The organism is Ideonella sp. P3_A4 (genome assembly GCF_056403075.1).
Genome location: NZ_JBFUGE010000087.1, coordinates 1 through 17082, shown reverse-complemented (window position 1 = coordinate 17082; position 17082 = coordinate 1). Strand labels below are relative to the sequence as shown.

Here is a 17082-nt window from a genome sequence, read left to right as displayed (position 1 = left end):
GACAAGAAGAAGTACCCGGTGCTGCTGAGCAACGGCAACCTGGTCGAGCAAGGCGAGCTGGACAGCCATCGCCACTTCGCCAAGTGGCACGACCCGTTCCCGAAGCCCAGCTACCTGTTCGCGCTGGTCGCCGCCGACCTGGTGGYGCGCGAGCAATGGGTGCGCACCCGCGGCGGCAAGGACCACCTGCTGCAGGTCTTCGTCAAGCGCGGTGACCTGGACAAGACCGAGCACGCGATGAACTCGCTGATCGCGTCGGTCGTGTGGGACGAAGCCCGCTTCAACCTGCCGCTCGACCTGGAGCGCTTCATGATCGTCGCGGTCGACGACTTCAACATGGGCGCGATGGAGAACAAGGGCCTGAACCTGTTCAACACCAAGTTCGTGCTGGCCAGCGCCGCGACGGCGACCGACACCGACTTCGACGGCATCGAAAGCGTCGTCGGCCACGAGTACTTCCACAACTGGACCGGCAACCGCATCACCTGCCGCGACTGGTTCCAGCTGTCGCTGAAAGAAGGCCTGACCGTCTTCCGCGACCAGGAATTCTCGATGGACATGGCCGGCAGCGCGTCGGCCCGCGCCGTCTGCCGCATCGGCGACGTGCTGCGCCTGCGTGAATCGCAGTTCCCCGAAGATGCCGGCCCGATGGCCCACCCGGTGCGGCCCGACGCCTACCAGGCGATCGACAACTTCTACACCTCGACCGTCTACGAAAAGGGCGCCGAGGTCGTGCGCATGATGCACACCCTTGTCGGCCGCGAAGGTTTTGCGAAGGGCATGGCGCTGTACTTCCAGCGCCATGACGGCCAAGCCGTGACTTGCGACGACTTCGCGCAGGCCATCGCCGACGCCAACCCCGGCAGCGCACTGACCCAGCAGCTGGACCTGTTCAAACGCTGGTACGCCCAGTCCGGCACGCCGCATCTGACCGCACGCGGCCAGTACGACGCCGCCAACGCGACTTTCACGCTCGAGCTGTCCCAAACCAACCCGGCCACCGCTGCGCAACCGTCCAAGCTGCCGCAGCTGATCCCGGTCGCGATGGGCCTGGTCGGCCGCGCCGATGGGCGTGCACTGCCGCTGCAGCTCGAAGGCGAAGCCTCAGCCGCCGGCACCGAGCGCGTGCTGGTAATGACCGAGGCGACGCAACGCTTCGTCTTCACTGGCGTCACCGAAGACTGCGTGCCTTCGTTGCTGCGTGGCTTCTCGGCCCCGGTGGTGCTCGACGACGGCCTGACCGACGCCGACCGCCTGGTGCTGCTGGCCCACGACAGCGACCCCTTCACCCGCTGGGAAGCCGGCCAGAAGCTGGCGCTGTCGCGCCTGCTGGCTGCCCTGCGCAGCGGCACGCTGGAGCTTGACGAGCCCTTCGTCAACGCCATGCGCACCGTGCTGCGCGACGCGACGCTGGACCCGGCCTTCAAGGAAATGGCGCTGGTGCCGCCGTCGGAAGGGTATGTCGCCGAGCAGACCACCGAGGTCGACCCGCAGCGCGTGCACGCCGTGCGCGAAGCGATGGTCGAACAGTTGGCCGCGCGTCTGCAAGACGATTGGGCCTGGGCCTTTGGTGCCCACCAGGTGAACGAGGGCTACCAGCCCACCGCCGACCAGGCCGGCAAGCGTGCGCTGGCCAACCTGGCGCTGGCCATGCTGGTGCGTCACGCCACGGCCACCGGTGACASCGTCTGGCCGGGCCGCGCGTTCCAGCGCTTCAAGGACGCCAGCAACATGACCGACCGCCTCGGCGCGCTGCAGGCCCTGGTCAATGCCCACGCCGAGCTGGCCGCGCCGGCGCTGGAGCGCTTCCACACGCTGTTCCGCAACGACGCACTGGTGCTCGACAAGTGGTTCATGCTGCAGGCCCGCGCGCCCGAGCGCGATGGCCGCGTCTTCGCCCAGATCAAGCAACTGCTGAAGCACCCCGACTTCACGCTGCACAACCCGAACCGCGCACGTTCGCTGCTGATGTCGGTGGCCTTCTACAACCCGGCCGCCTTCCACCGCGCCGATGCAGCCGGCTACGTATTCTGGGCCGATCGTGTGGTCGAGCTGGACTCGATCAACCCACAGATCGCCTCGCGCTTCGCCCGCGGCCTGGACCGCTGGCGCGCACTGGCCGAGCCGTACCGCTCAGCCGCTCGCGAGGCAATTGCCCGCGTTGCCGCCAAGAGCGACCTGTCTGGCGACACCGCCGAGATCATCAACCGCGCGCTGCAAGACTGAAGGCACCGTTCCACCATGAGTTCACGTATCAGTCTCACGCAGTACCTGGTYGAGCAGCAGCGCGAGCATGGCCACATCCCGGCGCAACTGCGCTTGTTGATCGAGGTGGTCGCGCGCGCTTGCAAGCGCATCGCGATCTCGGTCAACAAGGGCGCGCTCGGCGAGGTGCTGGGCTCGGCCGGCAGCGAGAACGTGCAGGGCGAGGTGCAGAAGAAGCTCGACATCATCTCGAACGAGGTGCTGATCGAGGCCAATGAGTGGGGCGGCCATCTGGCGGCAATGGCGTCGGAGGAGATGGACTCGATCCACGTCGTGCCGAACCGCTACCCGCAGGGCGAATACCTGCTGCTGTTCGACCCGCTCGATGGCTCGTCGAACATCGACGTCAACGTCTCGATCGGCACCATCTTCTCGGTGCTGCGCAAGGTCAACAACCAGCGCGGCATCAGCGAAGAAGATTTCCTGCAGCCGGGCAAACAGCAGGCAGCCGCTGGCTACTGCGTCTACGGCCCGCAGACCACGCTGGTGCTGACGGTTGGCCGTGGCGTCGCGATGTTCACGCTCGACCGCGAGCAAGGCTCGTGGGTGCTGACCGAAGAAGAAGTGCGCATCCCCGAAGACACCAAGGAATTCGCGATCAACATGTCGAACATGCGCCACTGGGACACCCCGGTCAAGCGCTACATCGACGAATGTCTGGCCGGCAAGGAAGGCCCGCGCGGCAAGGATTTCAACATGCGCTGGGTCGCCTCGATGGTGGCCGATGTGCACCGCATCCTGACCCGCGGCGGCGTGTTCCTGTACCCGTGGGACAAGCGCGAGCCGGACAAGCCCGGCAAGCTGCGCCTGATGTACGAAGCCAACCCGATGGCCTTCCTGGTCGAGCAGGCCGGCGGCATCGCGACCAACGGCCGCCAGCGCATCATGGACCTGGTGCCGACCAAGCTGCACGAACGCGTCAGCGTGGTGCTGGGCTCGAAGAATGAAGTCCAGCGCGCGACGGACTACCACCTCGAAGCCGGCCAGTAATTTGGCAGCGGTTCGGGCGGGGCATGCGGGCCGTGCGACGGGCCGCTCCCGAGCCGGCCCGCATCCCTCCGGGGGATCGACCGATGTACCCGTCGGGCGAGGGGCTCCATGAACACAGACTACATCTACTGGACGTTCACGGCCGCGGCGCAGTGCGTCTCGACATTCGTTGCGCTGCTGCTCACCGGCTACGCACTGGTGCTGTCGCAGATCGAAGCAGCACGCGACCGCGACGACTCGTTGCAAGAGCTGCACGAGGGGCTGCGTGCCAGTTACCACGCGCGGCTCACTGTGCTGGCCTGGCTGACTGCGCTGGCGGTCGTGCTGAGCCTGCTGGTGGTGTGGGTCAACCGCGCCGACCACGTCACCCCGGGGTGGCTGATGAGCGCGGCGGCCTTTTTCGACATCGTCGCGATCGTCGCCGGCCTCGGCTTCGTCGTGACGATCATCGACCCGGCCAAGTACCGCAAGGCGGCCGAGCGCGAGCTGGAGCAGCAGCAACAGGAGCAGCCCTATGCCGAGACGCGCGAGCAGGCCTCGGCCGAAGATTTCTTTCGCGCGTTTCGTCAGCTCGAACGTGCCCTGCGCGAGCAGATGCGCCGGCTTGACCTGATCACCAACGACGGCGAAGGCAAGAACGCCGGTAGCGTGCGCCAGATGGCCGGCGCATTGCTCGACAACGGCACGATCGCCGACGAGTTCCACGTCGAGTTGCTGGAGCTGGCCAAGTACCGCAACCTGCTCTTCCACGGCCACGTGGGCGAGGCCGATGCCGGCATGCTCGAGCGCGTGACGAACGCGACCGCCCGCGTGCGTCAGCTGGGCTGAGCGGCGCCGTCGGGCCGCGGCGCTTGATGCGCTGTTCGACGCCGGCCCTTCAACAAGCTCAGGGGCCCTACGGCCGGCTCAAAGCAGCTCGAGCGCGCCGTACCAGGTGCGGGCCTTCGAACGGGTGTTGTCGCTGTCGGTCATGAAGGCGACCGATGTCAATGGCCCGGGCTCCTCGCCGAAGGCCAGGCGGAAGTCGGCCGCCAGGTCGCGGTGGTGGTCACGCCAGCGACGCAGGTCGCCAGGGTCTGAATCGACCACGATCTGGCGCACGCGGTCACTGCGCGGATGGATCAGCACCGTGCCGACCGGGTGCTTGGCATCCCAGACGTACATCAGCGTCGCGTAGGGCGGCTGCTCGCCGGTCAATGTCTCCATCACGTCGAACATCAGGCGCGTGCGCAAGGGCAGCGCGGCCACATCGCCGTCGAACGAGATCATCACGCGGGCCGGCGCATCGCCGCGGTCGGCGTCGGCCAGGTCAGCGGCGGGAATCGCGTCTTGTACCCACCATGAGAAGCGCACTTCGTGAGGGCGGCTCAGCGCGGGCGCCACACGGCGGCGCCACATGCTGGCGGAACGGTCGGCTGTCGCCATCCAGGCCTGACGCCCTTCCTTCTCCGTCCATTCGTAGCGGGTGGGCAACTTGCCCGGCAACTTCATCGGCTGCCAGTCGTTGGCCTCGGCCGACGGCGCTGGGGGCGGGTTGGCACAGCCGGCCAGGATGGCCGCCAACGCGAGGGTCAAGAGCAACGAAATACGCATGCGCGGCGGTCCTAACAGCTACCGATCAAAGCAGCCGGCAGTGTCCCGGCTGACATCGCTTGTGCATTGGCGTGGCGAAGTCGCATCGTGTGCACAAGATCACGGATTATCCGCACCTTGTTGCGAAAGCTAACGTTCCGCCAGCACGCCATTCAAGCGCTTGGTCAACGGGTCGAGCAAATAGGCCAGCATCGAGCGCTGGCCGGTCGCGATCATCACCTGGGCCGGCATGCCGGGCTGCAGGCTGGCGACACCGGCGTCCTTCAAGGCTTGCGGCGTCACCGCCACCCGCACCAGGTACCAGCCTTCGGGGTTCTGCATGTCGGCGCTGCGGTCGGCGGCCACGTAGATGACCTTGCCTTCGGCGGGCCGCGTCAGGCGCTGGTCGCGTGAGGTGAAGCGAACCTGGCCCGGCATGCCGTTGACCAGGCCGTCGGCCAGACGCACCGGCACCTGGGCCTCGACCACCAACGCTTCGTGGCTGGGCACGAGGTCCAGCAGTTTCTGGCCGGCGGCAACGACACCGCCTTCGGTGTGGACCGCGAGATCGACCACCGTGCCGTCGACCGGCGCGGTCAGCGTGCAGCGGGCCAGTTCGTCGCGCAAGGCGGCACGCTGTTCGCGCAGTTCGGCCAGGCGCGACTGCACCTCGCTCAGTTGTGTTTCGACATCACGCCGCAGTTCCGACTGGCGCTGCGCCCGCTTGGCCTGCGTCTCGGCCACACTGCCTTCGACGCGCGACAAGCTGCCGATGTCCTGGCTGTACTGGCCTTGCACCGCCATCAGGTTGCGCTCGATCTCGAACAAGCGCGCCCGCGCCACATACCCTTGAGCCTGCAGTTCGCGCCAGGTCTTCAGCTCTTCGTTCAGCGAGCGGATCTGCTCTTCACGCGTGCCGGACTGGTCTTTCAGCCCGCTGCCATAGGCGCGCAGCGAATCGACCGCCGCCTGCTGCGCCACGTCGTCTTGCGACAGCGCCGCGCGGCGGGCATCGAACAAGCGTTGCTGCGCACCCATCGCGTCAGCAGCACCCGGCGTCTTCGCGTCAACCAATTCGGATGGGAAGGTGATGCGGGCTAGGCCGTCGCGCTCGGCCAGCAGACGGGCTTCCTGCGCCAGCGACGGCCACCAGCGGGCATCGATCATGCCCATGCGTGCTTTCGCGTCGTTGTCGTCCAGGCGCAGCAGCGGCTGGCCTTGGTGCACCGTGTCGCCGTCACGCACCAGGATCTCACGCAGCGTGCCGCCACGCGCATGTTGAACGCTGCGCCGGCTGCCTTCTGTCTTCACCACGCCGTCGGCGGGCACGCCTTCGGCCAACGGCACCGCAGCCGACCACCACAGGGTGACAGCCACGCCGATCGCCAGCGCGCCGAGGCCGAAGCGCAGCGGGCGCTTCRGGTCCAGCGGCACCGGTGGCGCCAACTCCAATGCATCCATCGTCTTGCCGGGGTTCATGCGGTGGCCTCCATCGGCGCGCTGTTCGCGGCCGCGCGCGCTGGAGTCGCCGAGGGCGCTGCCGGTGGTGCAGCGGCAAAGCGCGACAGCACCTCTTGTTTGGGGCCAAAGGCCAGTGCGCTGCCGTCTTGCAGCACCAGCAACTTGTCGGCCAGACCCAGCACGCCATTGCGCTGGGTGATCACGAAGACTGTGGCGCCGCGGGCCTTGCACCCGATCAACGCGGTGTGCAGCGCGGCTTCGCCGTCGGCATCGAGGTTGGCATTCGGTTCGTCCAGCACCAGCAGGCGCGGATCGCCATACAGCGCTCGGGCCAAAGCCACACGCTGCTTCTGGCCACCGGAAAGGCCGGCACCATCGGGCCCCAGCGGCGTGTCGTAGCCGTGCGGCAGCTTCAGCACCATGTCGTGCACGCCGGCGGCACGCGCAGCAGCCACCACCTTCTCGGCATCCACCGCGCCGAAGCGCGCGATGTTCTCGGCCACCGTGCCCTCCATCAGGTCCACGGTCTGCGGCAAATAGCCGATGTAGGGGCCCAACGCTTCACGCGGCCATTGCGACAGATCGGCACCGTCCAGCCGCACCTGGCCCGCAGCCGGCGCGTCCAGGCCGATCAACAGGCGGCCCAGCGTCGACTTGCCCGAGCCGCTGTGGCCGATCACGCCGACGATGTCGCCCGGCATTGCCGAGCAGCTGATGCCCACCAGCACCGGCCGTGCGCCGCCCGGGGCGAGCGCCGAAGCCTGGTTGACGGTGATCTGCCCACTCGGTGCGGGCAGCGCCATGCGCTCCGGCGAGTTGCCGGCCTCGATCAGCAGCGTGTCCAGCCGGTCCCAGGCATTGCGCACCTGAACCACCTGGCGCCACAGGTTCAACACCTGCTCGACAGGCGCCAGCGCGCGGCCCACGATCAACGACACCGCAAAGATGCCGCCGGCCGACAGCTCGCCGTCAAGCACCAGCCAGGCGCCCAGCGCAAACACCAGCGACTGCATCGCCATGCGGGCGAAGCGTGTCCCGGCACCMAGAGTTTCAGCGGCCTGGCTGGCGCGGGACTGCCAGCCCAGCATCGCGAGGTGGCGGCGCAACCAGCGCTCGCGCATCACCGATTGCATGCCCAATGCGCGAACCAATTCGGCATGGCGTGCGGTCTCGGCTAACGATTGTTGTGCGGCCACTCCTTCAAGGCCAGCGCGAGCCAACGGCGCGGCACTGCGCCATTCGCTGAGCCAGGTCAGCGCCAGCAGCATCAAGGTCGCACCAACGACATACGCGCCGAGCAGYGGGTGCAGCAGCGTGGCAGCGAGCGCCATCAGCGGCAGCCAGGGCAGATCGAACAAGGCGTGCAAGGCCGGGCCGGAGACGAACTGGCGCACGGTGTGCAGATCCGCCTGCGCTGCGTTCGCCGCCACTGCGCTGGCCCCGGGCCGGCGCAGTGCCGCGTCGAAGACAGGCTGGCGCAGTTTCTGATCGAGCCGCATGCCGACCACCACCATCAATTCGCCGCGCGCCCAGTCGAGCGCCGCGAGCAGCAGGTACAGGCCGAGCGCGATCGCTGTCAGTGCGAGCAAGGTGACGCCGTGGCGGCTGGACAGCACCCGGTCATAAATTTGCATCGAGTAGACCGACGGCACCAGCAGCAAGACGCTGGAGACGCCGCTGAACAAGGCGCAGGCGCCGAGCGCCCGTTTTTCGCCGGCCAGGGCGCGGGCCAGCGGGCCCTGGCGGCGGCGCGGGGCGGTGGCGGGACGGGCGGGCAATGCAGAAGAGGTCATCGGAAAACGATCCATGGCCGAGCACCCGCCGGGGACGGCAGGAGCCAACGCCAGGGAGGGTAGCCCCGCTGGAAACGCTTCAATCGAGAAATAAAGCCTGCGAATAACCCTCTCAGGCACTTCAAGCCCATGCGCCCCAAGCCGAAAACTCGATGACGACCTGAAGGAGGGGGGTCCGGCTGCGGCCGGGTCCATCAAAGCCTCAGGTCAGCCAGAACGTCAAAAAGTCACGCTTCAAGGTTTCGGAGTCCTCATGATTGATTCGGTCGATATCAACGGTGTTGTCATCTCGGGCAACGTCAGCAGCATCGGCGGCACCACCGCCACGACAGATGTGCTGACTCTGCTCGGGACGGGTGGCAGCATCGCGATCAGTGCGATCGAGACCGTCCTGGGCTCCACCGGCACCGATGCCGTCACCCTGAATGCAGCCAACAGCGGCACGGTGTTCGTCTCGGACATCGAGACCGTCGTCGGCTCGACCGGCACCGATGTGCTGTCGATGCTGACCAGCGGCACGATGTCGGTCAGCAGCGTCGAAAGCGTGCTCGGCACCACCGGCACCGACGTGCTGAACCTGCTGGCCGGCGGCGCGGTCGCGGTCAGTGACATCGACACCGTGATCGGCTCGACCGACACGACCGACGCGATCACGATGCTCGCCACCGGCACGATGACGGTCTCGGCGGTCGAATCGGTGATCGGCACGACTGACACCACCGACATCGTCAACATGCTCGGCGGCGGCTCGCTCAGCGTCTCGGCCGTCGAATCGCTGGTCGGCACGACCGCGGTCGAAGTGGTCACGCTGGCCAACGCCGGCGACTCGCTGTCGGTCTCGGCGATCGACACGATCATCGGCACCACGAACACGACCGAAGCAGTCACGTTGCTGGCCGCCGGCACCGTCTCGGTTTCGGCCATCGATTCGGTCACCGGCACCACCGGCACCGACGTGCTGAACCTGCTGGCCGCCTCGGCTGTCACCGTCAGCGACATCGAATCGGTCATCGGCTCCACCGGCACCGACACCGTCACGCTGGGCACCGCCGGCAACCTGGCGATCAGCCGGGTCGAATCGGTCATCGGCACCACCGACACCACCGAAACCATCACGCTGCTGGCCACCGGCTCGGTCGCCGTCAGCGCCATCGACTCTGTCGTCGGTACCACCGCCACGACCGACGCCGTGACCATGCTGGCCACCGGCTCGCTCGCCGTCTCTTCTGTCGACACCGTTACCGGCTCGACCGACACGACCGATGTCGTCACGCTGCTGAACGCYGGCACCGTGCGTGTCTCGGCGGTCGAATCCGTCCTCGGCGCGACCGCCCAAGTCGAAGTGCTGCAACTGCTGGCCGCGGGCTCAGTCGCCATCAGCGACATCGACACCGTGCTGGGCTCCGGCGGCGCCGACGCGYTGACGATGCTGGCCACCGGCACCGTCAAAGTCTCGGGGGTCGAAACCGTCACCGGCACCACAGCCACCACCGACATCGTGCAATTGCTGGTCGCCGGCGCGGTCAGCGTGTCCGATGTCGACTCGGTCATCGGCACCACCGGCTCGACCGACGCGGTGACGATGACCACCACCGGCGCGCTCTGGGTCTCGAGCGTCGAAACCGTGATTGGCACCAGCAACACCGCTGACGTGTTGACGCTGGGCGCCGCCGGCACCGTGCGCGTGTCCGACGTGGCCACCGTGCTGGGCTCGTCGTCCAACACCGAAGTGCTGCGCATGATCGGCGGCTCAGCTGTCGCCGTCTCCGACATCAATACCGTGATCGGCGGCACCGGCACGACCGACGCCGTCACGATGCTGACCACCGGTGCGCTGGCCATCTCGGCCGTCGAGAGCGTGCTCGGCACCACCGGCACCAGCGACGTGCTGACGATGCTGGTCGCCGGCAGCGTCGCTGTCAGCGATATCGAAACCGTGCTCGGCAGCACCGCCGCCGGCGACGCGTTGACGATGCTGACCACCGGCACGCTGGCCGTGTCGGGTGTCGAATCGGTCACCGGTTCGACCGACACCACCGACGTGGTGAACATGCTGGCCGCTGGCTCGCTGACCGTCTCGTCGGTCGAAAGCGTGCTGGGCACGACCGCCGTTGAAGTGATTCACCTCGCGAACGCCGGCGACTCGCTGTCGGTCTCGGCGATCGACACCGTCATTGGCACCACAAACACGACCGAAGCGGTGACCTTGCTGGCCGCCGGCACCGTGTCGGTCTCAGCCATCGACTCGGTCACGGGCACCACCGGCACCGACATCCTGAATCTGCTGGCGGCTTCGGCCGTCACGGTGAGCGATGTGGAATCGGTGATCGGCTCCACCGGCACCGACAGCATCACGCTGGGCACCGCCGGCAACATCGCGATCAGCCGCGTCGAATCGGTCACCGGCACCACCGACACGACCGAGACCGTCACGCTGCTGGCCACCGGCTCGGTCGCCGTCAGCGACATCGATTCGGTCATCGGCACCACGGCCACCACCGACGCCGTGACCATGCTGGCCACCGGCTCGCTGGCCGTCTCGTCGGTCGACACCGTCACCGGCTCCACCGCCACCACCGACATCGTCACGCTGCTGAATGCCGGCACGGTGCGCGTCTCGGCCGTCGAATCTGTTTTGGGCGCAACCGCCCAGGTCGAGGTGTTGCAACTGCTGGGCGCCGGCGCGGTCGCCGTCAGCGACATCGACACCGTGCTCGGCTCGACCGGCGCCGACGCGCTGACGATGCTGACCACCGGCACCGTCAAAGTCTCGGGCATCGAGACCGTGATCGGCACCACCGACACCACCGATGTGGTGCAACTGCTGGCCGCGGGTTCGGTCAGCGTTTCGGATGTCGACTCGGTCATCGGCTCCGCAGGTGCGACCGACGCGGTGACGATGACCACCACCGGCGCGCTGTGGGTCTCGGCGGTCGAAACCGTGATCGGCACCAGCAACACCGCTGACGTGCTGACTCTGGGCGCTGCCGGCACCGTGCGCGTGTCCGACGTCGCCAGCGTGATCGGCTCGTCGTCGAACATCGAAGTGCTGCGCATGATCGGCGGCGCGGCCGTCGCCGTGTCCGACATCAACACCGTGATCGGCGGCACCGGCACCACCGACGCCGTCACGATGCTGACCACCGGCAGCCTGGCCGTCTCGGCCGTCGAGAGCGTGATCGGCACCACCGACACCACCGACGTCGTGTCACTGCTGGCCTCGGGCAGCGTCGGCGTCAGCGATGTCGACACCGTCATCGGCGGCAGTGGCCTGACCGAAGTGGTCACGCTGCTGACTGCGGGCACGATCGCCGTCAACGCGGTCGACACCGTGATCGGCACCACCGATACCACCGACGCCGTCACGCTRCTGGCCAGCGGTGCGYTGAAGGTCTCGGGCATCGAATCCATCACCGGCACCGGCCTGGGCAGCGACGTTGTCACGCTGCTGGGCAACGGCGCCACCGCCACCGTCAGCGACGTGGCCACCGTGCTCGGCTCGACCGGCACCGACGCGTTGACGATGGCCAGCGCGACGCTCGCCACCTCGGGCGTCGAATCGGTCATCGGCTCGACCGGCACCACCGACGCTCTGACGCTGCTGGCCGCCGGCTCGGTCAATGTCTCTGATGTCGAGACCGTGCTCGGCAGCGCCGGCCTGACCGAAGTGGTCACGCTCGGCACCGCCGGCGCGATCTCGGTCAGCGYGGTCGACACCGTGATCGGCACCACCGACACCACCGACGCCGTCACGCTGCTGGCCACCGGCGCGCTGAAGGTCTCGGGCATCGAATCGGTCACCGGCACGGGCCAGTCCACCGACATCGTCACGCTCGGCGGCAACGGCGCGACGGTCACCGTCAGTGACGTAGCCACCGTGCTCGGCTCGACCGGCACCGACACGCTGACGATGGCCAGCGCCGCCGTCGCCGTGACGGCAATCGAAAGCGTGGTCGGCTCCACCGGCACCACCGACACCTTGTCGCTGCTGGGTAGCGGCAACGTGGCCGTGTCCGATGTCGACAGCATCGTCGGCAGCAGTGGTGCGGTCGAGGTCGTCACCGTCGTCGGCACCGGCGCCGCACTGTCGGTCGCCAACATCAACACCGTGATCGGCTCGACCGACACCACCGACGTGGTCACGCTGACTGCCAGCGGCGCGCTGGCCGTGTCCGGCGTCGAATCGGTCGTCGGCACCGGCGGCACCGCCGATGTGCTGAGCCTGCTAGGCAACGGCGCGACCGTCGAGGTCAGCAGCATCGCCACCGTGCTCGGCTCCACCGGCGCCGACCAGGTGACGATGGGCACCGCGACCTTGGCCGTGTCGGCCGTCGAAAGCGTGGTCGGCTCGACCGCCACCTCCGATGTGCTGACGCTCGCCGGTGGCGGCAGCGTGCAGACCAGCGATGTCGAAACCGTGCTCGGCGCCGCCGGCTCGGTCGACACCGTGACCTTCGAAGACGCCGGCTCGCACAGCGTCAGCAGCATCGAAAGCGTGGTCGGCTCGACCGCCACGACCGACGAGCTGACCCTGCTGGCTGCCGGCAGCATTGCTGTGACCGATGTCGAGACCGTGCTCGGCTCGGGCGGCACCAACACCGTGACCTTGCTCGCTTCGGCAACGGTCGCTTTGTCCGACGTCGAAACCCTGATCGGCGCGGCCGGCACGGTCGACGAAGTCACGCTGCTGAACGCCGGCAGCGTCACGCTGTCTGGTGTTGAAAGCATCACCGGCTCGACCGGCACCGACCGCGTCACCCTCATCGGTGGCGGCAGCGTCACCGTGGACGGCGGCGCCAATGCCGTCGAATCGTTGATCGGCGCGGCCAACGCTGTCGAAGTCGTCACGCTGGCCGCTGCGACCAGCAGCAGCATCACGCTGTCAGCCATCGACACGGTGCTGGGCTCGACAGGCACCGACATCCTGACGATCGCCACCGGCAGCTTGTCGGTCAGCGACGTCGAAACCGTCACCGGCACCACCGGCGTCGAAGTGCTGAGCCTGCTGACCGACGCAACGATCAGTGTCTCGGCCGTCGACAGCGTGTTGGGCTCGACCGGCACCGACGTGGTGACCCTGTTGTCTGCCGGCGCGGTTGCCGTCAGCGACGTTGAAACCGCCATCGGCACCACCGGCACCGCTGATGCGCTGACGCTGCTGCACAGCGCGGCGATCGAGGTCTCGGACTTCGAAACCATCACCGGCTCGGCCGGCTCCAACGACGCGGTGACGCTGCTCGACACCAGCGCCCATGTGCTGGTCGGCGGTGTTGAAAGCGTGATCGGCCAGAGTGGCGGCACCGACGTGGTGACGCTGTCGGCCGCTGGCGCGGTTTCGGTCAGCGACATCGAAAGCGTGATCGGCACCACCGGCAGCGACGCCGTCAGCATGCTGGACGCGACCTCGCTGCACATCAGCGGCGTCGAGTCGGTCACCGGCACCACCGCCACCGACGACACGGTGACGCTGGACGTGGCGGGCAACCTGTCGATCAGCGACATCGAATCGGTCGTCGGTTCGGGCAGCGGCGACATCGTCACGCTGTTGGCCGGCGCGAGCGTCAGCGTCTCCGACGTGGCCACGCTGGTCGGCTCGTCGGCCACCAACGACACCGTCACCCAGCTCGACACCGACACCACGCTGGCCGTCAGCGCGGTCGAGAGCGTGATCGGCGCCGGCGGCACGGCAGACGTCGYGCAAATGCTCGAAGCCGGCGCGATCTCCGTCAGCGATGTTGACCAACTGTTGGGCACCACCGGCACCACCGACGCGGTGACGCTGCTGACCGAAAGCACGCTGCAAGTTTCCGGTATCGAAAGCGTGACCGGCTCGGACGGCACCGCCGACGAGATCCAGCTGATGACCGCCGGCAACCTGTCGGTCGCCGGCATCGAATCGGTTCGTGGCACCAGCGGTACCGAGGTGCTGACGATGCGCGACGRCACAGCGCTGACCGTCAGCGCTGTCGACACCGTGCTCGGTTCGGCCGACCTGTCGGACAGCGTCACGCTCGGCGCGGCCGGCACGCTGGCCGTGCAAGACGTCGAAAGCGTCAGCGGCAGCACCGCCAGCACCGACGTGCTGAACCTGTTGGCCGCCGGCGAAGTGCTGGTGTCCGACTTCGAAACCGTGGTCGGCTCGACCGCCGCGGGCGACATCGTCACGCTCGGAACCGAAGGCGTGATCTCGATGTCGGCCGTCGAAACGGTGGTCGGCTCGACCGGCACCGCCGACGAGATCCATTTGATGACGAGCGGCAGCATCACGCTGTCCGACGTCGAAACGCTGGTCGGCGGCCTCGGCTCGACCGACAGCGTGACGCTGCTGACCACTGGCAGCCTGTCCATCAGCCAGGTCGAATCGGTGCGCGGCACCGGCGAATCGACCGACCAGGTGACCTTGCTGGCCGCCGGCACCGTGGCGGTGTCGTCGGTCGCCAGCGTGATCGGCACCACCGCCGCCGATGCCGTGCGGCTGCTGGCCAGCGAATCAGTCAGCGTCAGCGACATCGACACGGTGCTCGGCACCGGCAATGCCTCAGACGTGGTGACGCAGCTGACCGAAGACACCACGCTGCACGTGTCGCGCGTCGCGTCCGTGATCGGCACCACCGCCACGGCCGACGTGCTGCACATGCTCGCCTCGGGCACTGTCGAGATCGATGCGATCGAAACCGTGCTGGGCTCGCTCGGTACCGCCGATGCAGTGACGATGGCCAACGGCGGCGACCTGTCTGTCAGTGGCATCGAAAGCGTCACCGGCACCGCCGCGACCAATGACGTGGTCACCCTGCTGGCCGCGGGTGGCCTGAAGGTGTCCGACATCGAGACGGTGCTCGGCACCACTGGCGTCGACGGCGTCACACTGCTGACGGCCGGCGCGCTGGCCGTCTCGGCGGTCGAGACCGTCGTCGGCACCGGTGACACTGCTGACGAGATCACGATGCTGTCGGCCGGCACGCTGCATGTACGCAACGTCGCCAGCGCCATCGGAACCACCGCGACGAACGACGTCCTGCACATGCTGGCCRCCGGCAGCATCGGCATTTCCGACCTCGAAACCGTGCTGGGCAGCACCGGCACCGACGTCGTCACCGTGAACAACGGCGGCAACATGGCGGTGTCCAGCGTCGAGACCGTGATCGGCACCGACAGCACCGACGTGGTGACCTTGGTGGGCGCCAGCTCGATCAGCGTGTCGAATGTCGACACCGTGCTCGGCGTGTCCGGCTCGGCCGATGTCGTCACGATGCTCGCCACCGGCTCACTGTCCGTTCAGGACGTAGACACCGCTATCGGCTCGACCGACGCCGGCGACACGCTGACGCTGCTGGCCGCCAGCACGATCCGCGTCAACCGCTTCGAAACCGTCGTCGGCTCGACCGGCACCGACATCGTCACCGTCGCCGCTGGCGGCAGCATCGAGGTCAGCAGCGTCGAAACGCTGATCGGCACCACCGCCACCACCGACACCGCCACGCTGCTGAACGCGGGCACGATCGCCGTGTCCAGCATGGCCAGCATCAACGGCTCCACTGGCACCGACGTGGTCCGCATGCTCACGGCTGGCAGCGTCACCGTCAGCGACATCGAAACCGTGCTCGGCTCGACCGGCGTGGCCGACATCGTGCGCATGACGACGCCGGGCACGATGTCCGTCAGCGGCGTCGAGACTGCCATCGGCACCACCGATACCGACGACGTGCTGGCCCTGCTGGCCGGCGGCGCGATCTCGGTGTCTCGCTTCGAGACCGTGACCGGCACCACCGGCACGACCGAAGCGGTGACGATGCTGGCCGCGGGCAGCTTGTCCGTCTCGGCCGTCGACACCCTCGTCGGCACGACCGGCACCGACACCGCCACGATGCTGGCCGCCGGCACGCTGAACATCAGCAAGGTCGACAGCGTCGTCGGCTCCACCGGCACCGACATTCTCAACATGCTGGTCTCGGGCACGGTCAACGTCAGCGCCGTCGAACGCGTGGTCGGCTCGGCCGCCGCGACCGATGTCGTGCGCGTGCTGGACGGCAGCTCGATCGAAGTCTCCGACGTCGAATCGGTGGTCGGCGGCGGCGGCAGCGATGCCGTCACGATGCTGGCCGCAGGTAGCCTGAAGGTCAGCGACGTGGCCAGTGTGATCGGCGCTTCGACGCTGGTCGAAGTGGTCACCCTCGCCTCGGGCAGCACGCTCGCCGTGTCCGACATCAACACCGTGCTGGGCCAGACGGCTGTCACCGACACGGTGCAGATGCTGGCTGCCGGCAGCCTGGCCACCTCGGCCGTCGACAGCGTGCTCGGCACGACCGGCACCACCGACGCATTGACGCTGTTGGCCGCCGGCACGGTCACCGTGTCCGGCATCGAGAGCGTCACGGGCAGCTCGGCCCTGACCGAAACCGTGCGCATCGGCACCGCCGGCGAAAGCCTGCTGGTGCGCAATGTCGACACCGTCATCGGCACCACCGGCACCGGTGAAACCGTGACCCTGCTGGCCACCGGTTCGCTGGCTGTCTCGGCGGTCGAAAGCGCCGTCGGTACCACCGCCGCCGGCGAAGTGCTGACGCTGTTGGCCGCGGGCAGCCTGACCGCTTCCGCCTTCGAATCGGTGATCGGCTCGACCGGCACCGACGTGCTGACCTTGGACGGCGCCTCGGCGACCGTGTTGGTTTCGCGCATTGAAACTCTGGTCGGCACCACCGGCACCGACGTGGTGACGCTGGCTGGCGGTGGCACGCTGCGCGTCAGCGGTGCCGAAACGGTGATCGGCAGCGCCTCTGCGACCGATGTCGTGGCTCTGCTCGGCGCACAAGCTGCGCTGTCGGTGTCGGCCATCGACAGCGTCATCGGCGGCACCGGCACGACCGACACGCTGACCCTGCTGGCTGCAGGCAGCACCTGGGTCTCGGCGATCGAATCGGTGGTCGGCTCGACCGGCGCCGACGTGCTGAGCATGGGCGCCGCCGGCAGCATCGCCATCAACGGCGTCGACACCGTGCTGGGC

7 protein-coding genes are annotated in these 17082 nt (G+C 67.9%); 4 read left to right on the top strand and 3 right to left on the bottom strand.

Annotation, left to right across the window (positions count from 1 at the left end; genetic code table 11):
- The 3 genes from pepN to AC1DYI_RS11085 all read left to right on the top strand — a co-directional run.
- A partial coding sequence (gene pepN, locus AC1DYI_RS11095) for an aminopeptidase N (RefSeq protein ID WP_477204165.1) occupies positions 1–2226 on the top strand: 2226 nt, incomplete at its 5' end.
- 15 nt (positions 2227–2241) lie between these two features.
- Complete coding sequence (locus AC1DYI_RS11090) at positions 2242–3255, top strand: class 1 fructose-bisphosphatase (protein ID WP_477204164.1); 1014 nt, start codon at positions 2242–2244, stop codon at positions 3253–3255.
- 108 nt (positions 3256–3363) lie between these two features.
- Positions 3364–4083, top strand: coding sequence for a hypothetical protein (locus tag AC1DYI_RS11085; RefSeq protein ID WP_477204163.1), 720 nt, complete (start codon positions 3364–3366; stop codon positions 4081–4083).
- Between the two features lie 78 nt (positions 4084–4161).
- On the opposite strand, the gene AC1DYI_RS11080 is transcribed toward AC1DYI_RS11085, so the two are convergent.
- The 3 genes from AC1DYI_RS11080 to AC1DYI_RS11070 all read right to left on the bottom strand — a co-directional run bounded on the left by AC1DYI_RS11080 (position 4162) and on the right by AC1DYI_RS11070 (position 8081).
- Complete coding sequence (locus AC1DYI_RS11080) at positions 4162–4848, bottom strand: DUF3047 domain-containing protein (protein WP_477204162.1); 687 nt, start codon at positions 4846–4848, stop codon at positions 4162–4164.
- Positions 4849–4977: 129 nt separating this feature from the next.
- Positions 4978–6306 (bottom strand): HlyD family type I secretion periplasmic adaptor subunit, encoded by a 1329-nt coding sequence (locus tag AC1DYI_RS11075; RefSeq protein WP_477204161.1) that lies wholly within the window; start codon positions 6304–6306, stop codon positions 4978–4980.
- A complete protein-coding gene (locus AC1DYI_RS11070; protein WP_477204160.1) occupies positions 6303–8081 on the bottom strand; it encodes a type I secretion system permease/ATPase in 1779 nt (592 codons plus the stop codon). The genes AC1DYI_RS11075 and AC1DYI_RS11070 overlap by 4 nt, the downstream gene beginning before the upstream one ends.
- Before the next feature lie 253 nt (positions 8082–8334).
- Between AC1DYI_RS11070 and AC1DYI_RS11065 the strand changes: the two genes are divergently transcribed.
- A partial coding sequence (locus tag AC1DYI_RS11065) for a beta strand repeat-containing protein (protein WP_477204159.1) occupies positions 8335–17082 on the top strand: 8748 nt, incomplete at its 3' end.

Coding starts and splice junctions, on each gene's coding strand:
- AC1DYI_RS11085 (WP_477204163.1), top strand. CDS start 3,364: ATGAACACAGACTACATCTACTGGACGTTCACGGCCGCGGCGCAGTGC.
- AC1DYI_RS11080 (WP_477204162.1), bottom strand. CDS start 4,848: ATGCGTATTTCGTTGCTCTTGACCCTCGCGTTGGCGGCCATCCTGGCC.